This is a genomic window from Ruegeria alba (assembly GCF_022321465.1).
Taxonomy (GTDB): Bacteria; Pseudomonadota; Alphaproteobacteria; order Rhodobacterales; family Rhodobacteraceae; genus Ruegeria_B; species Ruegeria_B alba.
The window spans coordinates 537,795-560,904 of sequence record NZ_JAKOEM010000001.1; the positions used below are offsets into that span (position 1 = coordinate 537,795).

Consider the following 23,110-nt stretch of genomic DNA (forward strand, 5'->3'; position numbering starts at 1 on the left):
CGAGAATCCGGGCAGTTCAAGCCGCTTTGATGCGGCGCGGTGTTGATGGTGGTGGCCAGCGTTCGGCCCGCACAAAGAGAAGAGTGCCGCTGTAGCTCAGCTGGTAGAGCACGTCATTCGTAAGTAGCGGGTCCCCGCTGGAATGATACGCAAAACCAGTCGCTTACAAGGGGCGCACAGTAACTAGTAGGGCCATAGTAGGGCCGTGCGACAGAGGAATGCCGCTGTAGCTCAGCTGGTAGAGCACGTCATTCGTAATGATGGGGTCGGGGGTTCGAGTCCCTTCAGCGGCACCATTCCTCAAAATAAAACAATCACTTAAAGAGAACTTACCTAGACCTTAGCCACTTTAAGGTTGGGGTTAATGCGGCGTGCTGCCCAAGGAATAGATGCCCGCATCAGGGCGCTTCGAGCTTTGTGCCTCTCCAGTGCTTTCCAAAGCGTCATTTCTTGCGAACTTTCTCACTCCCAACGATGAGGGCTAGGTCCTTACACAAGAGTTCGAGATCACTATGGAACAGACCTGCGCGAACGGTTCCTAACGGGGTCGCATTGGCGGTTTTGATAAACAGAAGAAAAGCTTCTTCGCCTTCCGAGAGCATGGTGACGTGAGCATGGGAAATGTTCTCGACGAGTAGCCGTTTACAGTCGATCGCCAACTTGCAGGACGCGTGACCGGTGTTTTGGTGCACGATTAGCAGATCAACATCGTTTGCGACTTTCTTCGCGGAGTCTGTTGTGGCGAAGGCTGAACCGAAGCCGTACACTGTGACGCTGTGCATCACAGCCAGCCTTGTTTCCTGAAGTATTCTTTTTCTTTGTCCGTCAGATATCGCCAGTAGTCGTCGCGGTGCAGAGCGCCCATGAATTCCCCTATTGTGAACAGCCCGACATTTGACTCACGGCAATGTAATTTAGCATCTGGCGAGTATCCGCACCACGCGGAGTTTATGATCACGACATCGACATCACCAAGGTTCTCGACCGTCTCCATATGTTCCGCTACGCCAAATGCATAGCACTCGCAGATGAAGACGCGCAGGGTATCCCCCTGCTCGCGGGTTAATTCATAGAGCCCGTCGCCCTGTGCCGTCAGGGAGGCCACTTTGCCATGCTTGTTCATCTGGGATTCGAAGTACTTGTAATGACCGTAATGGCTTGGCCATGGGAAATTTTCGCTACGCGCTGCCATCGGCAAGCCCTCTTATCAAATCATCAAAATCCACGGGGAAGCGCTTCACCGCTTCATAGGGAATCACATCCTGCACCCATTGCTCATAGCTGCGCACATGCATCAGGAAGGTCGTGATCGTCGCCAGTTCGCCCTTTTCGAACATGCCCCGATGAGCTTCTAGCTCAGCTGCCATCCTGCGGTTGTTTGGCACGATCACTGAGAGCCGTTCTGACACCCAAACGGCATATGCCGCCTCATTGTGGGGCTGCGACAGAGCAAGCTCGGAGCTCGGACCATATTGCGCCCAGGATTGCCTGTTTTCTTCCAGCAGGGGGAGGAGTGCACGGGCAATTTCCACTTTCGTCGTCATGGGCTCTTTTTCCAAGCGCGCAAGAACGCGCGCTTCATGGCTGGCCTTCATCTTGTGCAAGGTATCGACTGTGTATTCCGCCTCGTTCTCTTTGCGGTCAATCAGCGTGTGGTGCGTTGGGCAAAGCAAGATCAGGTTCTGATAGGCGTCTCGCTCAGCGTCCGTTTGGCTGGCATCGTGCCTATTGGCCCCCGGCTTGTCTCCGCAGATATGCGCCATCTCCCCGAGCGTGAATGGCGCGGCGTCCTCGGCCTCATGGTAGCACAGACGTTCCCAGCAACCCGGAAACGCGCAACGTCCTCCTGACGCTGACCATAGAATCTTTATTGATTTCTGTGTGATAGCCATTGTGGATAGATACCACGGCCTTACGCAAGGCCAAGGTGAAAAATCGTAGTGGGTGGTACGCCACTATATGCCCGCCAGAGAGGCCTAGAGCAGGCCGTGCCGGGGGCGTGCCCTAGCACCCACCCACCGCAAGCCCAAAAGCGCCCTGTGCGCCCCTCTGTAGCGCCCCACAAAGCCGTAGGCTCATTTGTCTGCCAAATATCCTTTTTGTAACTTGTAACCGTAACTTAGCTCAGAAGGGTTTGGAAAAGTAAAAGGCGGGGCACCATAGCGCCCCGCCGGGTAGTGAAGGCCAGTTTGGGCCTTATGTTACGTTACAGGTTGCGCTGGGCGGCTCAAAACGGTGGCTCATCATATCTTACGTCGAGAGGCACGATCACGACCACACCACCTTCCATACGCTGGGCGATGAACTCGATCTTACGCTCATTCGCGTCGCCACGTGCGAACCCTTTGCGCTGGGCCTTTTCGCGCTTGCCGAGATCATGGAGGCGGTGGGTGCCGTAGTCCCACCCCAGTCCCGCCATGACCGCCTTGATCCGCCGGGCGTCCATAGGCGTCATCCGGGCTGTGTCGATGCCAAGAAGCAGTTTGATGCTGTCCATAGACACTCGCCCCTTAGCCTCGCCAAAGGCATCCTCAAGAACGTCCGCGTAGGCGTCCTCGACCATACGCCGCCCCTGTACCTTCGATGCTGCATCCCAAAGATGCTGCGACAAGGTAATCGACTCGCCTTTGGCTTCCCGCACGACCGCCTCTGCCCAGAGTTGATCAACGTCAGCCGCAAAGCTCACGAGATCAATCTTGCCGACTGCCACAGGCCAAATTCGGCGATTGCCAGTCAGGTCGCGAAGGTAGGCGAGTTCGTTGGTCGTGCCCAGGATGATGCAGTGACGACGAAACTCTGTAGTATTGCGAGCGTAGGCCGGGCGGAACATGTCGACGGCAGTGCTCAGAAACTTTTTCAGGCTCTGACTCGTCGTCTTGTTCATGCCGTCCAACTCTTGACACTCGACAATCCACGAGCGGGTCATCATCTCGGCCTTGGTCTTGTCATCGCTCCTGAGATCGAGGCTGCCACAGTACCACTCTTCGCGTATGGCAAGGCGCTGTGCAATTTGGGATTTACCTGCCCCCTGCGCGCCTTCGAGTACCAGCATCGTGTCGAACTTGACGCCCGGTTGTTTGATGCGACGCACACCAGCAATCAGAAGCTTGCTACCGAATTCAGCGTTTAGCGCGTTGTTTTCGGCACCGCAGTAGTCAGCCAGCCAACTGTTGATACGAGGCTTGCCGTCCCACTCGAGACCACCAAGATAGTCCTTGACCGGGTGGTACTTCTGCTCATGCGCAATAGAGAGCAACTCACGCTTGATGTACGCGGGTGCCGCGATGAAATCCAAGTCGCGCAGGAACGAGCTGGACAGTATTTCCACGATATCGTTCAGGTCACGCCCATCAAGCCCGTAGCCGCGAAACTCGTCCGTTTCCGTGAGAGTATTGCGCTGGGCATCGACGCCCAGCACCGCCAGCGCGTACCGGATGTTTTGTGGAAGATTCCTAATGGGCCGATCATCTTCATCGCGGATCGGCCAGCCATCCGAACGTACCTCAATCGCAGCCATCGCACGCGCCACTTGGCGACGCGCATAACCAAGAGGGTTAGGCTGTTCCAGCACGTGGGCGCTGATGCCTGCATCGGGCGAGACGATGATCGCAAGGACATGACCCGGCTGCATCCCTTTGCCAAGCATCCAAATGACAGCCGCAAAAACCAGTTCGGACCGGGATGCGTAGGTCCTACCGGGGGGATTGTTCCCAGTCATAATTGCCTCGGCCCAATCCGGTTCCGGCGGCAGCACTTCGTATAGATGGTCAGGGAGCGGAAGCGGTTCGATCTCGACCACAGGTGCGAGCACCGCAGTAGGCTGCTTAACTTCCTTAGGCAGCTTCACCCGGAAGTCACCCGCTGAGTAGGTGCGAGGTGGCTTCTTAAGATCCATCGGTTCGAAGTGCCATGCCAGAGCAGGTTCACGACCATCCGCGCGCTTCTTGTCATTGAGCCAGTTCATCGTCCAAGGCAGGCGAAGCAGGCGGTCGGTGTTATGGGTTCCCGGCCCACCCTGAAGCACGAACAGTAGGGCCTTGTTGAGTTCTTCCGCTTTCTCGACCTCCAGCGGTTCGTCTAGCTTCCAGACTGCTTGACAGCCGCCTCCCGTTTTCCAGATCGCGGATGGGCGCGGTATGCCCTTAGGACGCGTATCGTCGTCCATCAGAATACTCATGACGAACGCTTCTTGATCAGTCTCGTCGCCGGGATAGTCCTTAAAATCTAGGTCGACATGCAGGAAACGCGCAGCTCTCAGGTTGACCTTTTTTCGCACGCCATCCAGGAACTCGGCATTCGGCAGGAAGTACATATTGCGCTGAACCTCCCCCGTGTTGCCGGACGCAACGAAGGCGACGGCCTGATCGTTGCCCGAAATGCCAAACACCTTGACCTTCGGTGCCGCCTTGCCTTGGCTTGCCATAGACTCAAGGTGCACAGGCGCCTCTGAAGTCAGCCAGCGGACAAACTCAATTGCGCGAGTCGGATTGGGTTTGAGATTACCGGCCATCTGCGCCCCCTTTCGGTTGGCACTCATGTGCCGCAAGCCATTTTTCCACGGCTTCAAGGCGGTACAGAATCCGCCCACGAATGCGCAGGAAGTCAGGTCCATATCCGTTTATTCGGCCCTTTTCGAAATACGACGTGCTGAACCCGGTAAGGGTGGCTACTTCTTTTGTGGTGAGTAGGGATTTTTTCAGATCTGCTTTTTCGCTGCGAGGGGGATGCGCGTGTGTTGTGACTTCATTTGTCATTGTCAGATTACCTTCGGCATCACGTGATATTTCACGTGTGAGGTTTCTAAGTCTGCCAGAGTGGGCCTTAGACCTCGGGCGGGATCATCCCGCACATGGGGGCCAAATAAATGGTGAATCCCCAACCGCCGATTACGGACTTGCACCGCCCCACGGTTGTCACACCGCTTTTGGGTAATCTTCCTGTCAACCGCCTTAAACCTCATGCCGCGCACCGGTCAAGGAACATTTGCACGGATGCAAAACGCTCCAGCAATTTACGGTTTCGCGCTCGCGCGCGCGAGGGAACAGGTGTGTGATCAGGGGTTAAATGCTTCTGAATCCATTGCCGAATCTTCGAGCTACGAAAGCTGATCGTGGATTCCTTCGAAGCCGGATCGCCCCACCTGCCCTTCGGTCCAGTCGCCGTCGATGGGGCGGGGTCACCCAGAGTCAGTAGCGCGGCTCTTTCAATTCCAGGATGCGCTTGGCAACCAGTTCCACCGGTTCACGCAGGCGTTCGGCATTTACCACAATGTAACCGCCGGTCACGTCGCCATTTGTGCGGTGGTTCAGCAGTCGCTTAAGCGCGTAGTAGGGCACGTCGAGGCTTTCCGCGATGGTGATGAACGTGCGCCGCAGATCGTGCAGGGTGAAGCTGACCCCGGACCCGGCCGACACGCGCAACAGGAACTTCTTGGTCTCGACCAGATGCCCGCTCTTGCCCGGTCCCGGAAACACCCACGGCGAACCGTTGTTGCGTGCCTGGCGCTCGCTCAGCAGGTCGGCCAGAAACTCCGACAGCGGGAGGTGCAGCGGGTCGCCGTTCTTCGTGGTCGGCAGGTGCAGCACCTTGCCTTTCAGGTCCACGTTCTCCCAGCGAAGCTTGGTCAATTCACCCCGGCGCATTCCCGTGAACAGCGCGGTCAGCAGGAAGTCGCGCGAGTATTCCGGCTCCGCCATGACGGCCTGCCACCATGCGGGCAAGTCCACGGCGGTAACTACGGTCTGACGCCGCCGTTCCTTATACCATGCGCGCGCCTGCGTCAGGATCTGCACAGGGTTCGGCGGGAAGTCGTCTTGGGTTGCTGCAACGAAATTGTAGATCGACCGAAAGTGCCGCATCACGTTGTTGGCCGTGGTCTCGCCATGCTTCTTGCCTATGCCCTGATGCTTATTCAGCACCATCTGGCGGGTGATCTCGTTCAACGGCTTCTTGCGCCACGACTTGAGGTACAGGCGCTCGGTGCGTTGGTAGTGGCTGACAGTATGCTCGGACAGGCTGCGAACCTCCAAGAAGCGTTTTAGCGCCAGCTCCAGCGTCACATGTTCGGCGGCTTCTTGGCGCTTCTCAGCGTTGGGGTCATGTCCATCCGCCATGTCGCCCAAGATTGTCAGGGCCTTCTTGCGGGCAACCTCGGGCGCAAAGACATCGGCGCGGCCTACCGTGACACGCCGCGTGCGGCGGTTCACCTGTCCTTCGGCAAAAAACACCTTGGATTGCGCGCCAACACGAAGCCCAAAGCCGGGAAGAATAGTGTCGCGGTACAAAACCTGCCCCTTCTGGGCGAAGGGGATTTCATCGATTGCGCGGCGGGTAAGACGTAAACTGGGCATCGTGACCTCCTTTTTGGCCACGCTCCATTATAGGCACATGCCGAGAAAAAGCTCGACTTTTCATCATGTTATGCGACACAAAGAAAGAAAAGGCGACGCTATCCAAGTGTGTGACACTGGACCATGCACACGCTATAAACTGTGAACAGGCACTGACTGCGTTCTCGTCGCAAATCAAGTGTGCGTTAGAAATCGAGCAAAAAAGTACAACGAATGACCGAAGCCCAAAAACAGCGCCTTGAAAGCCAGCTCTGGAAGATCGCGAACGAGCTTCGCGGGAAGATGGATGCGGATGAGTTCCGCGACTACATCCTTGGCTTCATCTTCTATAAATACCTCTCAGAGAAGCAGCACCTCTTTGCAAACAAGCTCCTCGAGACTGAGTCAGTCACTGATTACGTCAATGTGACCGACGAGGATGACCTTGAGGCCATCAAGGAGGAGTCGCTCGAGAAACTCGGGTACTTCCTGAAACCCGAAGAGCTCTTCAGCGCCATCACGGAGAAGGGAAACATCAAGGTTGATGAGGACGACGAGGAAGAAGTCGGAAACTTCATCCTTGAAGACCTTCAGAGCATCCTCAATGCCATCGAGCAAAGCACGATGGGCAACGAAAGCGAAGACGACTTCAACAAGCTCTTCGAAGATATCGACCTGGCAAGCACGAAGCTGGGACGCACCCCGAACGCCCGCAACAAGCTTATCGCCAAGGTACTGGCACACCTGGACGCCATCGACTTCCAACTTGGACAAGTGGATTCAGACGTTCTTGGCGATGCCTATGAATACCTTATCGGGCAATTCGCATCCGGAGCCGGGAAGAAAGCCGGGGAGTTCTATACTCCGCAACAGGTTTCGCGCGTCCTCGCGAAGATTGTGACCCTTGGGAAGACCCAGATCAAAAACGCCTATGACCCGGCATGTGGTTCAGGTTCTTTGCTTCTTCGCATCGCGAAAGAGGCAGACGTTGGCGAGTTCGCGGGGCAAGAGCTCAATCGCACGACCTACAACCTAGCTCGAATGAACATGATCCTTCATGATGTGCATTTTTCGCGCTTCGACATCCGGCAAGAGGACACGCTCGAAGAGCCGCAGCATCTGGAAGAGCGCTTCGAGGCGGTAGTGGCAAACCCACCCTTCTCAGCGAAATGGAAGAGCTCTGACAATCCCCTCCACGAGACCGATGACAGGTACAGCCAATATGGCCGCCTAGCGCCAAGCTCAAAAGCTGACTACGCTTTTGTACAGCACATGATCTACCAGCTTGCGGACAACGGAACCGCAGCCGTAGTGCTACCACACGGGGTGCTTTTTCGCGGCGCAGCTGAAGGCACCATCCGCGAGTACATCATCAAAGACCTCAACTACCTGGACGCGGTTATCGGCCTTCCACCGAACCTTTTCTACGGGACATCCATCCCTGCTTGCATCCTAGTTCTCAAAAAGTGCCGTGTGCATGATGAAGACATCCTATTTATCGACGCGAGCGCTCACTACGAGAAAAAAGGAAACCAAAACTACCTTACCGACGAGCACGTCGAAAAAATTGTTCAAACCTATGAGGCTCGAGAAACGGTTGAAAGATACGCCTATGTTGCACCTCTCTCCGAGGTGGCGGAGAACGACTATAACCTCAACATCCCCCGCTATGTAGATACCTTCGATGAAGAAGAACCGGTGGACCTAGCTGCGGTGACAACAGCGCTGCAAGGGCTCGAATCTGATATGGCACAGACCGACGCCTCCATCGCCAAATTCTGTGAAGAACTTGGCATCGTTTCTCCGTTTAATTCCTAAGCCTGCAACATGACACAGACCGATCACCAGAACGAGCCAAAGCTCAGGTTTCCAGGGTTCGACACAGCTTGGGAAGAGAAAAATTTGGGTGAATTCTTCACCTTCAAAAATGGCGTAAACGCCGACAAATCAGCCTATGGAAAAGGCCGAAAATTCATCAACGTTCTCGACATCATTTCGGACACGCCAATCACGTATGACACCATCATCGGTAGCGTTGAGATTTCAGATAAGGAGTTCGAAAAGAACGAAGTGCGCTACGGCGATATCCTATTTCAACGAAGCTCCGAAACCCGAGAGGAGGTAGGCCAGAGCAACGTCTACCTCGATCAAGAACGTACCGCTACTTTTGGAGGCTTTGTTATCCGGGGCCGCCCAATTACTGAAATCGAACCGGAGTATTTTCATAATCTCCTGAAAACGGCACGGGTACGCAAAGACATGACTGCCCGAAGCGGTGGTAGTACGCGCTACAATGTCGGGCAGGAATCGTTGTCGGCAGTTCCGATCACTATTGCCCCCACCCTCAATGAGCAAAGGAAGATCGCGGGCTTCGCGGGCGCAATGGACGCAAAGATTGCGCAGCTGGAACGCAAGAAGGCCCTAGTGGAAGACTATAAAAAGGGCTGCATGCAGCAGCTCTTTTCCCAAAAAATCCGCTTCAAGGACGACATCGGCAACGACTTCCCGGACTGGGAGGAGAAGCGGTTGGGAGGGATCGTTTCTATCAAGAAGGGGCATCAGCTTAATCGAGACGATATGATTGAGGGTGCGGAGTATCCGGTTATCAACGGCGGAATTTCAGCTTCTGGATACACAGACACGTTCAACACAAAGGGCAGTGTGATAACCGTCAGTGAAGGAGGTAACTCTTGTGGATATGTTGATTGGCAACCGCATGATTTTTGGCTTGGTGGTCACTGCTACGCGCTACCATTGAAGGATAGCGTCTCGCATGCTGGATATTTACTTCAGTTCCTGAAAAATGCCCAGTCGGGCATCATGGCCTTGCGCGTTGGGTCAGGCCTACCAAACATCCAAAAGAGAGACTTGGAAAAGCTACCCGTTGCTCTCCCCCACCCCGACGAGCAGCGCAAAATCGCAGACTTCCTCTCTGCCCTCGACCGCAAGATCGACCTCATCAGCCAAGAGTTGACGCACGCCCGCAGCTTTAAGCAAGGCCTGCTTCAACAGATGTTTGTCTAGGCGCCCTGCCCTATGGAAAAACTCAAACACGAAATCCAACGGATCAAGCGCCACCGGCTAGAATACTACCACAGCCACCTGGACCTGGTGGAAGGCTATATTGACGAGAAGCCAGATATCTCGATTGAGACCTGCAAGGCTCTCATTGAGGGCATCTCCAAGCTCTCGCTCCACCTGCTCAACCAGGAGCCGCTGGATAGCCACAAAGATGAGAAGTTTCAGGCGCTCGTGAAACGGGCGCTCCTCGAGCTTCAAAAAGGCCGTGGCTTCTCCGATGCCGAAGCGTGCCGCCGCATGTCGGGGTTTGTTCACTACATCGGTGAGGTCCGCAATGAGCACTGCGACATCGGGCATGGTCGCGCATCGCTCAAGGAGCAGGTGAACGATGCGGAATTTGCCGACCTGATTGTCGGGATCACGGATAACATCTGCACCTACATGCTGCGCCGCTTGGACCGTCTCGCAGACAAGGTCACCGAATATGAGGACCACCCGGAGTTCAACGACTTCCTTGACGAGCAGAATCCGCTTCCTGGGAAAACCCGGTACAGCCGAGCCCTATTCGACCAAGAATTTGAAACCTATGAGATCGAGCTTGGCGATTTCCTTTTAGAATTTAACCCCGAAGAAGAATGACACAGACAGAGCAACAGCTAGAGAACGCCCTTATCGCGCAGCTTGAAAACCTAGGCTGGGATAAGGTGACGATTGCCGATGAGGATGACCTCTTGGTCAACCTCAAGCGTCAGCTGGAGAAGCACAACAAGCTGCTCCTCTCTGACCTCGAGTTCCGGCAAGTTCTCAATAAGCTCGCTCGCGGGAACATCTTCGAGAAGGCCAAGATTCTGCGCGACAAGGTGGACTACACCCGCGACGATGGAACGACCGGCTATATCGAGCTCATCAACCAGATTCAGTGGTGCAAGAACCAGTACCAGGTGACGCATCAGGTCACCATGACGGGCAAGTACACGAACCGCTATGACGTGACCTTGCTTGTGAACGGCCTGCCCCTCGTGCAGATCGAGCTCAAGCGCCGAGGCCTTGAGATGAAAGAGGCCTTCAACCAAACCAACCGCTACCACCGACACAGCTTTTCAGCAGGCTATGGGCTCTTTGGCTACATTCAGCTCTTCGTCATCAGTAACGGGGTGAACACCAAGTACTACGCAAACAATCCGGTAAACCGGCGCGACTTCAAGCAGACCTTTTTCTGGGCCGACGAAGAGAACAAGAAAATCTCGCAGCTCAGCGAGTTTGCTGAGGCCTTCCTGGAGAAGTGCCAGCTCTCCAAGATGATCACGAAGTACATCGTGCTGCATGAGAGTGACCAGCTGCTCATGGCGCTTCGTCCCTACCAGTTCTATGCCGTTGAAGCGATTGTCGAGCGTGTCGCTAACACGCAGAAGAACGGCTACATCTGGCACACGACCGGCTCCGGGAAGACCCTGACATCCTTCAAGGCCGCTCAGATACTCACGCAGAGCTCGAAGGTGCATAAAGTGGTCTTTGTCGTGGACCGCAAAGACCTCGATTTCCAGACCATCAAAGAGTTCAACAGCTTCCAGGAAGGAAGCGTTGACGCGACCAACAACACCAAGAAGCTGGTGGACCAGTTCGCGGATGATACCCCGCTCATCGTGACCACGCTTCAGAAGCTCAATACGGCTATCAGCAAAGAGCGGCACCTGAAGGTGATGGAAAGGCTCAAGGACAAGCGCATGGTCTTCATCTTCGATGAATGCCACCGCAGCCAGTTCGGAGAGACCCACAAGCGGATCACAGACTACTTCGATAACGTGCAGATGTTCGGTTTCACCGGAACGCCGATCTTCAAAAAAAACGCCGGAACCCATACATACACGATGCCCGATGGGCGGGTTGTGAAGGGCAAAAGGACGACGAAGGACCTCTTCGGAAAGCAGTTGCATCGCTATGTCATCACCGATGCCATCCGAGATGAGAATGTCCTGAAGTTCTCGGTCGAGTACATTCGAACCGTGAAACGCAAGGACCAGGTGGAAGACATCGAGGTCGAAGCCATCGACACGGCCGAGGTCATGGAGGCCCCTGCCCGTCTCGAGAAGATCGTGGACTACATCGTCGCGAACCACGACCGGAAGACGCATAGTCGCGAGTTCACGGCCATCATGTGCGTCTCCAACGTGAAGAGCCTGATCGCCTACTACGAGCTCTTCAAAGCGAAGAAGGATGCTGGAGAGCACAACCTCAAGATTGCGACCATCTTCTCCTACCAAGCGAACGAGGAAGATGCCGACGCCGATGGCCTTGGTGATGCCGATGACCTGCCGGACGAAAGCCGCCCGGTGAACAAGCACAGCCGGGAGAAGCTGGATGAGTACATTGCCGACTACAATGCGATGTACGGGACCAACTATTCGACCAAGGACAGCAAGCTTTTTTACAACTACTACAAGGATGTCGGAAAGCGCGTTAAAGCGCGGCAGGTCGATATCTTGCTCGTTGTGAACATGTTCCTCACCGGCTTTGACAGCAAGCCGCTCAACACAATCTACGTCGATAAGAACCTCAAGTACCACGGGCTCTTGCAGGCCTATTCCCGCACCAACCGGACAATGGGCGCGAAGAAATCCCAAGGGAACGTGGTGGCCTTCCGCAACCTCAAGCCCGCTACCGACAAGGCTATCGAGCTCTTCGCGAACAAGAACGCGCAGGAGGAAATCATCCTCGCTCCCTACGAGGACTATGTAAAGAAGTTCGAGGAAGCAACCGCGAAGCTCTTTGCCATCACGCCGACCGTTGAGAGTGTGGACGAGCTCCTCACCGAAGAGGATGAGGCTGCCTTCGTGCAAGCCTTCCGTGAGTTGATCCGAGTGAAGAACGTGCTGGATTGCTTCACGCAATTCGACTTCTCTACCCTGCCCCTGGATGAACAGACCTTCGCAGACTTCCGCAGCAAGTACCTTGACCTCTACGACAAGGTTCGCAGTGAAAAAGAAAAAGAGAAGGTTTCAATCCTGGATGACCTGGACTTCGAGGTCGAGCTCATCAGTCGCGACAAAATCAACGTGAGCTACATCATCAATCTGCTTCGCGATATGCAGAACAAGAAGCCCGAAGAGCAGGCCAAGGCTCGCAAGAGCATCATGGATGTGCTCGACACCGAGGCTCAGCTCCGCAGCAAGAAAGAGCTCATCGAACGCTTCATCTCGCAGCACTTCCCTGACCTACCGGCAAGCGCAGATGTTGGTGAGGAATTTGATAGCTACTGGCAAGCGAGGAAGCAGGAAGCTATCGCGAACCTGAGCGAAGACGAAGGCCTGAAGCAAGAGGGCCTTGAGAAGGTTATTGGAACCTACCTCTTCACCGAGAAGACCCCAATGCGCGACGATGTTATCGGAATCATGGAGAAACGCCCTTCCCTGCGCGAACGCCGTACTGTTGCGGAACGCGTCATCGAGAAGATCAAAGCCTTCGTTGAGACCTTTGTAGATGGGGTTGATTAGAGGAATGAACAAAGGGAGCGCGGCATGAACCGCAAGGAAGCATTTTCGCGTCAAGGCGTGCCAAGCATCAACCGCTCGCAATGGCACGCTGCGGCGAGCGATGGCGTGCAAGTTCTCTCGGTCTGGGAAGAGAATATCATGACAGATCTGGCGGAAGCACATGTCCACCAAAACGCCTATGACACATTTGAACCCGGTATGAGTGTGCGCATTGTTGTGCAGAGAGGCGAACTTGACCCAGAAACGCAGAACATGAAGACTTTAGAAGCTTACCCCGATACGCTGACTTGGACTGTGCTAGCTAAGGAAGAACGGGCAATCGACCATCCCAGCCGCCGGTTTCTGCACGTGGTGACAATCCAGAGAGCCGAAGGCTGAGATAGTTGATTCATAGACGCTAGCCGTTCTTGTGAATCCGCTTTGGTCCAGAGACCCAATGGGTGGAGCCCCGACACAGGCATTTGGCGGATTAGTAGGGCAAACCGAAATCAGTAGGGGATTAGTAGGGGAGCGGGGTACAACCGGTGACGGTCGGGTGCAACGCGGTGCAAGACCAAGACTGGAAAATTGTGTTTCGTACCAATGTGTTGTACAGTTCTAAAATACGTGGTGCAGCCTCGTGCAACACGGTCCACCGGAACCGCCAAACAATTCGTAATGATGGGGTCGGGGGTTCGAGTCCCTTCAGCGGCACCAGTCTTCTCTCGGGCTTCCATTCCTTCAGAATACTCCGACGCTTGGTGAGCCTGTTTCCCGGTCGGCTATGACCGCATTTCTTTCGCCGGGTTCACGCGCAGGATCCCCAAACGGAAACCGCCCTCAGGATCCATCCCGTTCAGCCCGATCCAATTGCACCTGCCCTGCAAGATTGTTTGGTGCCCAAGGAGAGACTCGAACTCTCACGCCCGTAAAGGCGGGGGATTTTGAATCCCCTGCGTCTACCATTCCGCCACTTGGGCCACCTGGGGACATGGATTAGCCGCAGCCGCGGCGAAGGTCCAGAGGCAAAAACGAGATCGGCAAGACGGTTGACCCCAACCGCGCCGCATGGTTTGCAACCTGCAACCTCAATCACAGGGCAGGCACGGGCGGCATGCTGACATCGCTCTATCACCGGACCATGGCGCTTGCCGATCACCGTCACGCACTCTGGGCGCTGGCGCTGGTCGCGTTTCTGGAAAGCTCGGTCTTTCCGATCCCGCCCGACCTTCTGATGATCCCGATGATTCTCGCCCGCCCCTCGCGGGCCTGGCTGATCGCGCTGGTGGCACTGGTGGCCTCTGTGCTGGGTGGTCTGCTGGGCTATGCCATCGGCGCTTTCTTCTATGACAGTATCGGTGCGCCGATCCTCGAGGCGATGGGCAAGGCTGAGGCGATGGAGGCCTTCAACACCCGCTTCAACGATTTCGGCTTCTGGGCGGTGCTGACGGCGGGTGTGACCCCCTTCCCCTACAAGGTCATCACCATCATGTCGGGCTGGACGGGCATGCCGCTGGGCACCTTCATCGCCACCTCGATCCTGGCGCGGGCGCTGCGCTTCTTCCTGGTGGCCGCGTTGCTCTGGAAATTCGGGGCCCCGGTGCGCGATTTCATCGAAAAGCGTCTCGGGCTGGTGATGACCGTCTTCATGGCGCTGCTTATCGGCGGCTTCTTTCTGGTGAGGTATCTGTGATGACACGTAACCGCTTGGTTCTCCTGGCCGCGGGCGGCTCGGCGGCGCTGCTGCTGGCGGCCTGGGGATTTCAATATCTGGGCGGCATGGCGCCTTGCAAACTGTGCATCTGGCAACGCTATCCGCATGGGGCGGCAGTGCTCATCGGGGCGGTGACGCTGGCAACCGGCTGGCGCATTCTGCCTTGGGCCGGCGCCTTGGCGGCCCTGACCACAGCTGGCATCGGCCTTTATCACGCGGGTGTCGAACAGGGCTGGTGGGAGGGTCCCACAACCTGCACCTCCGGCCCGATCGGCGGTCTTAGCGCCGAACAGCTGATGGCGCAAATCATGGAGGCGCCGCTGGTGCGCTGCGACGAGATCCCGTGGGATCTGTTCGGCATCTCGATGGCGGGCTGGAACGGGCTGGTCTCGCTCGGACTGGCGCTGGTCTGGCTGCTGGCCGCGACCCGGCGGGCCTGACCGCGCTCTCGCGGCGACGCACCCGCCCAGCCCCTTCATTTCGCTGAAAATACTCCGGGGGAGTCGCCCCCGGGGCGACGGGGGCAGCGCCCCCTCCCCCTTCAGGTGGCTTTCTTGGTCGACAACAGCAGGCTGGTTTCGCTGGCCTGCACGCCTTCGAACAGGCGGATCCGCGCTAATGCGTGATCGAGATCTTCCAGCGTCTCGGTCCCCAGTTCAACGATCAGGTCCCAGCGGCCGTTGGTCGAGTGGATCGCCCGCACCTGTTTCAGCCCCTGCAACTGCCGCGTGATACGGGCGGCACCGCGCCCCTCGATCTCGATCATCATCAGCCCGCGCACCGGATCGTTCAACACGTCCTCTTTCAACGTGACCGTGAAACCCAGGATATCGCCACGCTGCATCAACCGCTCGATTCGCGCCCGCACGGTGGTGCGCGACAGGTTCAGTTGCAGCGCCAGATCCGACAGCGACGCCCGCGCGTCATGTCTGAGTGCGGCAATCAGGCGCTCGTCCGTTTTGTCCATGATGATTTCCGATTTGCACAATCCCCCTTCCTACTGAGCAAAATCACCACTGGAATTCAACACGTTTCGATCAGAATCTGACAAAAACGCAAAGAGACTGCACCCTATGACTGCCAAACGCTGCATTTTGATCGGCGCCCCGGTCGACAGCGGCAAGCGCCGCACCGGCTGCCTGATGGGCCCCGATTCCTATCGTACTGCCGGCCTGGCCGAGGCGCTCTCCGATCTCGGCCATATCGTCGAGGACCTGGGCAATCTCTCGCCCGCCGAACACGCGCCCGAGCCGAACGACACCCATCTGCATCAACCCAACCGTACCATCGGCTGGACCAACCGCCTGATCCGCGCCGCCGAACAGGCGATGCCGCGCGGGCTGCCGATCTTTCTGGGCGGCGATCACGCGCTGGCGCTCGGCAGCGTGGCGGGCGTGACCAACCACGCCGCCCGCGTCGGGCGCCCGCAATTCGTGCTCTGGCTCGATGCCCACAGCGACTATCATACACCGGAAACCTCCGCCTCGGGCAACCTGCACGGCACGCCCCTGGGCTATGTGACCGGGCGCGGTGGCTTTGCCGGTTTCCCGGTGATCACCAACCCGGTGAAGCAACGCAACATCTGCATCCTCGGCCTGCGCTCGGTCGACCGCGCCGAGCGCGAGGCGCTGCAACAGACCAAGATCCGCTTTCACGACATGCGCCAGATCGACGAGACCGGAATCGCCCGCCCCCTGCAGGCCTTTCTGGATACCGTGGCCAAGGAGAACGGCATGCTGCATGTCTCGCTTGATGTCGACTTTCTCGACCCGTCGATCGCACCCGCCGTCGGCACCACCGTGCCCGGCGGCGCCACCATCCGCGAGGGTCATCTGGTGATGGAGATGATCTGCGACAGCGGTCTGATGACCTCGCTCGATCTGGTCGAGCTCAACCCTTTCCTCGACGAACGTGGCCGCACCGCCCAGTTGATGGTCGATCTGGCTGCCTCGGCGCTGGGCCGCCGCGTCTTCGACCGCCCGACGCGGAGCTTTTCATGACCACGATCCAGGCCCCTATGGCGGTTGTGATGATCCGCCCGCATGCGTTCCGCTCGAACCCGGAAACCCGCGCCGACAACGCGTTCCAGACCGACAGCGCCACGGGTGACACCGCGCCGCGCGCCCTGGCCGAGTTTGACGCCGCCGTCGCCACCCTGCGCGCGGCGGGCGTCCGGGTGCATGTGTTCGATGACGCGGGCACTCAGGACACGCCCGACAGCGTCTTTCCCAACAACTGGTTTTCCACCCATACCGGCGGCCATGTGGCGCTTTATCCGATGTATACAGAGAACCGCCGCCGCGAACGCCGCCCGGACGTGATCGAGCTGTTGAAACGCGAATATCGCGTCTCGGACGTGATCGACTACAGCGGGCTGGAACAGGACGGCCTGGCGCTCGAAGGCACCGGCGCCATGGTGCTCGACCATATCGGCCGCATCGCCTATGTCGCCCGCTCGCACCGGGCCGACCCGGTGCTGCTGGAACGCTTCTGCGCCCATTTCAACTATGAACCCATCTGTTTCGACGCGGCCGATGCACAGGGTTGCCCGGTTTATCACACAAACGTGCTGATGGGGATCGGCACCGACTATGCGCTGATCTGCCTGTCGATGATCCCGGACCCCGAACGGCGCCGTACCGTCGCCGAACGTCTGGCCGAAAACGGGCGCACCGTCATCGACCTGACGCCGGAGCAGATCGGCGAGTTTGCCGGAAACGCCATCGAACTGACCGGTCACCGCCGCCTGCTGGCCCTGTCGGCCCGCGCCCACAGGGCGCTGACCCCCGATCAGATCGCCGTCATCGAACGCTCGGCACAACTGCTGCCGCTCGCGATCCCCACCATCGAAACCGCCGGCGGATCCGTCCGCTGCATGATCGCCGGCATCCACCTGACACGCCGCCCGGAAAGGACCGCCGCATGACCGCCACCACCATCCCCTCGGACAAGGCGCTGGTGCCCTTCGTCTCGGTCGATCACATGATGCAGCTGGTGCACCATATCGGTGCCGAAGAGATGATGCGCGGCATCGCCGAATATATCGAGGCCGATTTCCGCCGCTGGGAAAGCTTTGACAAGACCCCGCGCGTGGCCAGTCACTCGCCGGTCGGCGTGATCGAGTTGATGCCGACCTCGGATGGCGAGCTTTACGGCTTCAAATACGTGAACGGCCACCCCAAGAACACCAGGGAAGGGTTGCAGACCGTCACCGCCTTTGGCCTGCTGGCCTCGGTCGAAACGGGTTATCCGGTGCTGCTGAGCGAGATGACCCTGCTGACAGCGCTGCGCACCGCCGCAACCTCCGCCCTGGTGGCCAGGTACCTTGCCCCCAAGGGCGCGCATACGATGGCGATGATCGGCAATGGCGCCCAGTCTGAGTTCCAGACCCTGGCGATGAAGGCGATCTGCGGCCTGAAATCCGTACGTCTATATGACACCGACCCGGCCGCCACCGCCAAGGCCGCCCGTAACCTGTCTGGTCAGGGGATCGAGGTGGTGAGTTGCACCAGCCCCGAAGAGGCGATCGAAGGCGCGCAGATCCTGACGACCTGCACCGCCGACAAGCAATATGCCACCATCCTGACCGACAACATGGTGGGTTCGGGCGTGCATATCAACGCCATCGGCGGCGACTGCCCGGGCAAGACCGAACTGGCCGAGGCGATCCTGCACCGCTCGGACATCTTCGTCGAATACCCGCCGCAGACCCGGATCGAGGGCGAGATCCAGCAACTGGCCCCCGACCATCCGGTGATCGAGATGTGGCAGGTGATCACCGGCAAGGTGCCCGGCCGCACCTCGGACCGCCAGATCACCCTGTTTGACAGCGTGGGCTTCGCCATCGAGGATTTCTCGGCCCTGCGTTATGTGCGCGACCGGTTGCAGGAGACCGGCCTCTATCACGCGCTCGACCTGCTGGCCGACCCCGACGACCCGCGCGACCTGTTCGGCATGCTGCAGCGGGCGGCGCCTGCGGCGGGGTAAAGGCATGCGAGGCGCTGCCTCGCGCTCCGGAGTATTTGCAGCGAAATGAAGGAGTGGACCCCTGTCTTTCCTCTTGCTGCAAATATCCCCGCCGGAGGCATCGCGCGGCACGCGCGAACAGCTGCCTTGCCAGCGGGCGAGCGGATCAGTATGGCGGGAGCATGAGCGATACCCTGCCCCCCTGCCCCGATTGCGCCTCTACCTTCACCTATCAGGTGGATGCGCTGCTGAACTGCCCCGAATGCGGCCATGAATGGCAGGCGACAGAAAAAGCCGAGCCGGGCATCCGCGACAGTGTCGGCAATCTGCTGGCCGATGGCGATACGGTGACCGTGATCAAGGATCTCAAGGTCAAGGGATCCTCGGCCGTGGTCAAGGTGGGCACCAAGGTACGCAATATCCGCCTGGTGGGGGGCGATCACGATATCGACTGCAAGATCCCCGGCATCGGCCCGATGGGGTTGAAATCGCAATTCGTGAAGAAAGCCTCCGACTGAACCTCAGGCAGCGGTCAGGCGTCCAGCTCGGCATCCCAATAGAGGAAATCCATCCAGCTTTCGTGCAGGTGGTTGGGCGGGAACTTGCGGCCCACATTCTGCAATTCCTCGGCCTGCGGGCGACGCGGCGGGCGGCGCAGCGACATGTTGGCCTGGCGCAGCGATTTCGACCCCTTGCGCAGGTTGCAGGGCGCGCAGGCGGCGACCACGTTTTCCCAGCTGGTCACGCCCCCGGCGGCGCGCGGCACCACATGGTCAAAGGTCAGATCCCCCTTGCCACCACAATACTGGCAGCGGAATTCGTCTCTCAGAAACAAATTGAAGCGCGTGAAGGCCACGCGCTTCTGAGGTTTCACATAGTCTTTCAGCACCACAACCGAGGGTATTCGGAGCACCACGCTGGGGCTGCGCACCACCTCGTCATATTCGGCGATGATATCGACCCGGTCCAGCCAGGCCGCCTTGATCGCCTCCTGCCAGGGCCAGAGCGACAGCGGATAATAGGAGAGCGGGCGGTAATCGGCATTGAGCACCAGCGCCGGGTGATGTTTCAACGCACCCGGTTCGCGCACAAAATCAGTCCTGAAATCGCCATCCATACCGGATTCTCTCCTCGCCCCGGATTGCCGTGAGACCTGTCCAGAGCGGGGAGCACCCGCCCCGGCTTCGAACCAACTATATATCGTGTCCAGTCGCTGGCAAGCCTTGATTTTCCACTACATGTCGGCACTGCACTAGCTTGTGCAAGTAACAGGGTCGTGACGGTTATCCACAGGCTTGCCGCAACGCGCGGCGCGCGCTATTGGCAACGCCCATGGCCTGGTTCATCCGCTTCAACAAACCTTATGACGTGCTGTCGCAATTCACCGATCGCGGCAGCGCCGACAGCCCGCGCGCGACCCTGTCCGACCATATCGACCTGCCGGGCGTTTACCCCGCCGGACGGCTGGATCGCGACAGCGAGGGGCTGATGCTGCTGACCGACGATGGCCGGTTGCAGGCGCGTATCGCCGACCCGAAACACAAGCTGGCCAAGACCTATTGGGTGCAGGTCGAGGGTATACCGGATGCGGCCGCGCTCAGGGCGCTGGCCGAGGGAGTCGCGCTGAAGGACGGGCTGACCCGCCCTGCCCGCGCCCGCACCATGGCCGAACCGCCCGGCCTCTGGCCGCGCAATCCCCCGATAAGAGAGCGCAAATCGGTGCCGGACAGCTGGATCGAGCTGACCATTCGCGAAGGCCGCAACCGGCAGGTGCGCCGGATGACCGCCGCGGTCGGCCACCCGACCCTGCGCCTGATCCGGGCGCGGATCGGTGAGTGGACGCTGGACGGGCTGGCGCCGGGCGAATGGCAAAGCCTGCCGATGCCCGCCGCCCGATCCGCCCCTCCAAAAGGGCGCCCGCGCCGCTGATTGCGCGGCGCAGCACGCCTCACAGGCTCAGCTTGTCGCGCATGAAGGCCAGCGCCACGCTCAGCCCGTCGGGTGCGATGCCGTGGCCGGTGCCCTTCATCACATGGGCATAGACCTCTTTGAAACCGGCGCCCTGCAAGGCCTCTGCCGCCTGCGGCAGCGATTGCGGCGGCACCACGTCATCGGCATCGCCATGCACCAGCAGCACCGGCATCCGGCTGACCACCTCGTCGGCCAGCAGGTCCGGCTCCAGCAGGCGCCCCGAAAAGGCGACGACACCCGCCACCGGATCCTCGCGCCTTGGCGCGACATGCAGGCTCATCATCGTGCCCTGGCTGAAACCGAACAGCACCACCTGTTCGGGCAGCAGATCCTCGTCCACCATCAGCGCGTCGAGGAAGGCGTTGAAATCGGTCATTGCCGCCTCCATCCCGCGCCGCGCCTCCTCTTCCGAGGACCCGTCGAGCCAGGGGATCGGGAACCACTGGAACCCGAAGGGCATGCCCGGGATCGTCTCGGGCGCGTCGGGCGCCACAAAAAGCGTGTCCGGCAGATGTTCGCCCAGAACATCGGCCAGCCCCAAGAGGTCCGCGCCGTTGGCGCCATAGCCATGCACGAATACCACCGCCGAGCGGGTGTCGCCCGATACCGGCGCCTTGCGCTCGGCCCTCAGAACACGTGTCATCTGATCCCTTCCCTGTCCTTTGCCACCCGGTAATAGGCCCAGAGCACGCGCGCCGCAACCGAGCGCCAGGGCGACCAGGCCAGCGCCATCTGTCGCAGGGCGCGTTCACTGGGGCGCTCGGGCAGATCATAGAGGGCGCGCGCGGCCTCTTGCAGGGCCAGATCGCCGGGCGCGAACACATCAGCGCGGCCCAGGCTGAACATCGCGTAGATCTCGGCCGTCCAGACCCCGATGCCGGGCACCCGGGTCAGCTCGGCAACCACATCCGCATCAGGAGCAGTGCGCAAGCCTTTGAAATCAATGCGCGCCCTGGCAAGCTCGCGGGCATAGCGGATCTTCTGCCGGCTCAGCCCCACGGCGCGCAGGTCGTCGTCGCTGGCCCAGAGGATCTTGCGCGGGCCGGTCAGCCCCGCCGCCCGCATCCGCCCCCAGATCGCATTGGCCGAGGCAACGCTGACCTGCTGGCTGACAATGGCGCTGAGCAGTTCGGCAAAGCCATCCGGCCGCCGGCGCAGGGGCAAAGGCCCGGTCAGCGTCATCGCATGGGCCATCCGCGGACAGCTCTCGGCCAGCCAGGCCGCCCCTTCGGCCACACAATCGGGGGTTTCGATGATGCGCCCAACAGTCATTTCATCCCCCAGCGATGCGATTCCAGATCGCGCAAAGGTTAATCTGTTCACAATTGGTTTCAACCGGCTTGCCGCCACATGCATTCGCCGATACGCATGCGTCCATGACGCTCGCCGATAGCCACACCAACGACAGCCGCGCCAAGCGCAACGTCGCCGTTCTCGTCGCCGCCCAGGCCATTCTGGGCGCGCAGATGCCGATGATCTTTACCATTGGCGGGTTGGCCGGCCAGTCGCTGGCCAGCAATGTCTGCCTTGCGACGCTGCCGATCTCGCTCATCGTGCTGGGGTCGATGCTGTCAGCGACACCGATTTCGGCCATCATGCAGAAATGGGGACGCCGCGCCGGGTTCCTGCTCGGGGCACTGGCAGGCGCGCTGGGCGGGGCTGTCGGGGCCTATGGGCTTTACCTCTCGTCTTTCCCTGTCTTTCTGGCGGGCAGCCTGCTGACCGGCGTCTATATGAGCGCCCATGGCTTCTATCGGTTTGCCGCCGCCGATACCGCCTCGGACGCGTTCCGTCCCAAGGCGATCTCTTATGTCATGGCCGGCGGTCTGGCCGCCGCGATCATCGGGCCGCAACTGGTGAAGGCCACCTCGGACGCCTATGTCATCCCGTTTCTGGGCACCTATTACGCGGTGATTGGGGTCAACTTGCTGGGTGCGCTCCTGTTCTTTTTCCTCGACATCCCGCGCCCGACCCCGCCCGCCGCCGACAGCCCGCGCGGACGCAGCCGGATGGAACTTCTCAAGACCCCACGCATCGCGGTAGCGGTGATCTGCGCCATGGTCTCCTATGCGCTAATGAACCTGGTGATGACCTCGACCCCGCTGGCGGTGGTGGGCTGTGGATATGATCAGGGTGACGCGGCGGATGTGGTGACCAGCCATGTGCTGGCCATGTATGTACCCAGCTTCTTTACCGGCCACCTGATCGCCCGGTTCGGGGTGGAGAAGGTCGTGGCCGCCGGTCTGGTCGTGCTGGCCGCAGCCGGCGTGGTGGCTCTGCAAGGCGTGGATCTCAACAACTTCTTCATCGCGCTGATCCTCTTGGGTCTGGGCTGGAACTTCGGCTTCATCGGCGCCACCACCATGCTGGCAGGCGCCCATGAGCCGCATGAGCGCGGCCGGATGCAAGGGTTGAACGACCTCCTGGTCTTTGGCGGTGTCACCATGGCCTCGCTGGCCTCGGGCGGGTTGATGAACTGCTCGGGCGGTTCGCCGGTCGAGGGCTGGACCGCTGTCAACCTGGCGATGGTGCCCTTCCTGACCCTGGCGGGCGGCGCGCTGATCTGGCTGATGCTGCGCCCCAAGGAGGCCTGAGCGGGGGCGCTGCCCCCGTCGCCTGGCGGCGACTCCCCCGGGATA

23 protein-coding genes and 2 tRNA genes are annotated in these 23,110 nt (G+C 59.2%); 14 read left to right on the forward strand and 11 right to left on the reverse strand.

The genetic code is table 11. The features are described 5' to 3' along the window. Positions 1-220 precede the first annotated feature (220 nt). A tRNA-Thr gene (locus MB818_RS02590) sits at positions 221-296 on the forward strand. A 147-nt stretch (positions 297-443) separates the two neighbouring features. On the opposite strand, the gene MB818_RS02595 is transcribed toward MB818_RS02590, so the two are convergent. The 6 genes from MB818_RS02595 to MB818_RS02620 form a co-directional block, all read right to left on the reverse strand. Next, a complete protein-coding gene (locus MB818_RS02595; protein WP_238903805.1) occupies positions 444-782 on the reverse strand; it encodes a hypothetical protein in 339 nt (112 codons plus the stop codon). Continuing rightward, positions 782-1,192, reverse strand: coding sequence for a hypothetical protein (locus tag MB818_RS02600; RefSeq protein ID WP_238903807.1), 411 nt, complete (start codon positions 1,190-1,192; stop codon positions 782-784). The genes MB818_RS02595 and MB818_RS02600 overlap by 1 nt, the downstream gene beginning before the upstream one ends. Next, positions 1,179-1,892, reverse strand: a complete 714-nt coding sequence (locus MB818_RS02605) for an HNH endonuclease signature motif containing protein (protein WP_238903809.1) — start codon at positions 1,890-1,892, stop codon at positions 1,179-1,181. The genes MB818_RS02600 and MB818_RS02605 overlap by 14 nt, the downstream gene beginning before the upstream one ends. Positions 1,893-2,227: 335 nt before the next feature. Beyond that, the gene (locus tag MB818_RS02610; protein WP_238903810.1) at positions 2,228-4,510 is read right to left on the reverse strand and encodes a virulence-associated E family protein; all 2,283 of its coding nucleotides are present in this window, start codon (positions 4,508-4,510) and stop codon (positions 2,228-2,230) included. Then, positions 4,500-4,754 carry a helix-turn-helix transcriptional regulator gene (locus tag MB818_RS02615; RefSeq protein WP_238903813.1) on the reverse strand — a complete coding sequence of 85 codons (255 nt, stop codon included), beginning with the start codon at positions 4,752-4,754 and terminating at the stop codon, positions 4,500-4,502. Before MB818_RS02615 ends, MB818_RS02610 begins: the two co-directional genes overlap by 11 nt. 432 nt (positions 4,755-5,186) lie before the next feature. After that, a complete protein-coding gene (locus tag MB818_RS02620; protein WP_238903815.1) occupies positions 5,187-6,350 on the reverse strand; it encodes a tyrosine-type recombinase/integrase in 1,164 nt (387 codons plus the stop codon). A 213-nt stretch (positions 6,351-6,563) separates the two neighbouring features. Between MB818_RS02620 and MB818_RS02625 the strand changes: the two genes are divergently transcribed. The 5 genes from MB818_RS02625 to MB818_RS02645 are packed head-to-tail and all read left to right on the forward strand — an operon-like array spanning position 6,564 to position 13,219. Then, entirely contained in the window at positions 6,564-8,147 is a 1,584-nt protein-coding gene (locus tag MB818_RS02625) for a type I restriction-modification system subunit M (protein ID WP_238903817.1), read from the forward strand. Positions 8,148-8,156: 9 nt separating this feature from the next. After that, positions 8,157-9,353: a restriction endonuclease subunit S gene (locus MB818_RS02630; RefSeq protein ID WP_238903819.1), complete on the forward strand. Its 1,197-nt coding sequence runs from the start codon at positions 8,157-8,159 to the stop codon at positions 9,351-9,353. 12 nt (positions 9,354-9,365) lie between these two features. Beyond that, positions 9,366-9,989, forward strand: a complete 624-nt coding sequence (locus MB818_RS02635; protein ID WP_238903821.1) for an abortive infection family protein — start codon at positions 9,366-9,368, stop codon at positions 9,987-9,989. Continuing rightward, positions 9,986-12,841, forward strand: a complete 2,856-nt coding sequence (locus MB818_RS02640; protein WP_238903823.1) for a type I restriction endonuclease subunit R — start codon at positions 9,986-9,988, stop codon at positions 12,839-12,841. Before MB818_RS02635 ends, MB818_RS02640 begins: the two co-directional genes overlap by 4 nt. A gap of 24 nt (positions 12,842-12,865) precedes the next feature. Continuing rightward, on the forward strand, positions 12,866-13,219 hold the full coding sequence (locus tag MB818_RS02645) for a hypothetical protein (RefSeq protein ID WP_238903825.1): 354 nt from the start codon (positions 12,866-12,868) through the stop codon (positions 13,217-13,219). 495 nt (positions 13,220-13,714) lie between these two features. Here the strand turns inward: MB818_RS02645 and MB818_RS02650 are convergent. Further along, a tRNA-Leu gene (locus MB818_RS02650) sits at positions 13,715-13,800 on the reverse strand. Positions 13,801-13,934: 134 nt separating this feature from the next. On the opposite strand from MB818_RS02650, the gene MB818_RS02655 reads away from it, so the two are divergent. Further along, complete coding sequence (locus MB818_RS02655) at positions 13,935-14,513, forward strand: YqaA family protein (protein ID WP_234145154.1); 579 nt, start codon at positions 13,935-13,937, stop codon at positions 14,511-14,513. Then, positions 14,513-14,974, forward strand: coding sequence for a disulfide bond formation protein B (locus MB818_RS02660; RefSeq protein ID WP_234175688.1), 462 nt, complete (start codon positions 14,513-14,515; stop codon positions 14,972-14,974). The genes MB818_RS02655 and MB818_RS02660 overlap by 1 nt, the downstream gene beginning before the upstream one ends. Positions 14,975-15,075: 101 nt before the next feature. Here MB818_RS02660 and MB818_RS02665 read toward each other — a convergent pair whose 3' ends face one another. Next, complete coding sequence (locus tag MB818_RS02665; protein WP_234136786.1) at positions 15,076-15,501, reverse strand: Lrp/AsnC family transcriptional regulator; 426 nt, start codon at positions 15,499-15,501, stop codon at positions 15,076-15,078. Between the two features lie 106 nt (positions 15,502-15,607). On the opposite strand from MB818_RS02665, the gene rocF reads away from it, so the two are divergent. The 4 genes from rocF (at position 15,608) to MB818_RS02685 (ending at position 19,018) form a co-directional block, all read left to right on the forward strand. Then, positions 15,608-16,534, forward strand: a complete 927-nt coding sequence (gene rocF, locus MB818_RS02670) for an arginase (protein ID WP_234136787.1) — start codon at positions 15,608-15,610, stop codon at positions 16,532-16,534. Further along, positions 16,531-17,460: a citrulline utilization hydrolase CtlX gene (gene ctlX, locus MB818_RS02675; protein ID WP_238903827.1), complete on the forward strand. Its 930-nt coding sequence runs from the start codon at positions 16,531-16,533 to the stop codon at positions 17,458-17,460. The genes rocF and ctlX overlap by 4 nt, the downstream gene beginning before the upstream one ends. After that, complete coding sequence (ocd, locus tag MB818_RS02680; protein WP_234136789.1) at positions 17,457-18,521, forward strand: ornithine cyclodeaminase; 1,065 nt, start codon at positions 17,457-17,459, stop codon at positions 18,519-18,521. Before ctlX ends, ocd begins: the two co-directional genes overlap by 4 nt. Before the next feature lie 161 nt (positions 18,522-18,682). After that, complete coding sequence (locus MB818_RS02685) at positions 18,683-19,018, forward strand: zinc ribbon domain-containing protein YjdM (protein ID WP_234136790.1); 336 nt, start codon at positions 18,683-18,685, stop codon at positions 19,016-19,018. A 14-nt stretch (positions 19,019-19,032) separates the two neighbouring features. Here MB818_RS02685 and MB818_RS02690 read toward each other — a convergent pair whose 3' ends face one another. Beyond that, entirely contained in the window at positions 19,033-19,617 is a 585-nt protein-coding gene (locus tag MB818_RS02690) for an HNH endonuclease (RefSeq protein WP_011047847.1), read from the reverse strand. A gap of 215 nt (positions 19,618-19,832) precedes the next feature. Between MB818_RS02690 and MB818_RS02695 the strand changes: the two genes are divergently transcribed. Next, positions 19,833-20,429 carry a pseudouridine synthase gene (locus tag MB818_RS02695; protein WP_234215650.1) on the forward strand — a complete coding sequence of 199 codons (597 nt, stop codon included), beginning with the start codon at positions 19,833-19,835 and terminating at the stop codon, positions 20,427-20,429. A 19-nt stretch (positions 20,430-20,448) separates the two neighbouring features. On the opposite strand, the gene MB818_RS02700 is transcribed toward MB818_RS02695, so the two are convergent. Beyond that, positions 20,449-21,114: an alpha/beta hydrolase gene (locus MB818_RS02700; RefSeq protein ID WP_238903829.1), complete on the reverse strand. Its 666-nt coding sequence runs from the start codon at positions 21,112-21,114 to the stop codon at positions 20,449-20,451. Further along, on the reverse strand, positions 21,111-21,743 hold the full coding sequence (locus MB818_RS02705; RefSeq protein ID WP_234145147.1) for a DNA-3-methyladenine glycosylase family protein: 633 nt from the start codon (positions 21,741-21,743) through the stop codon (positions 21,111-21,113). The genes MB818_RS02700 and MB818_RS02705 overlap by 4 nt, the downstream gene beginning before the upstream one ends. A gap of 104 nt (positions 21,744-21,847) precedes the next feature. Here MB818_RS02705 and MB818_RS02710 point away from each other — a divergent pair, with 104 nt between their 5' ends. Beyond that, positions 21,848-23,065, forward strand: coding sequence for an MFS transporter (locus tag MB818_RS02710; protein WP_234136794.1), 1,218 nt, complete (start codon positions 21,848-21,850; stop codon positions 23,063-23,065). Positions 23,066-23,110: the final 45 nt, after the last annotated feature.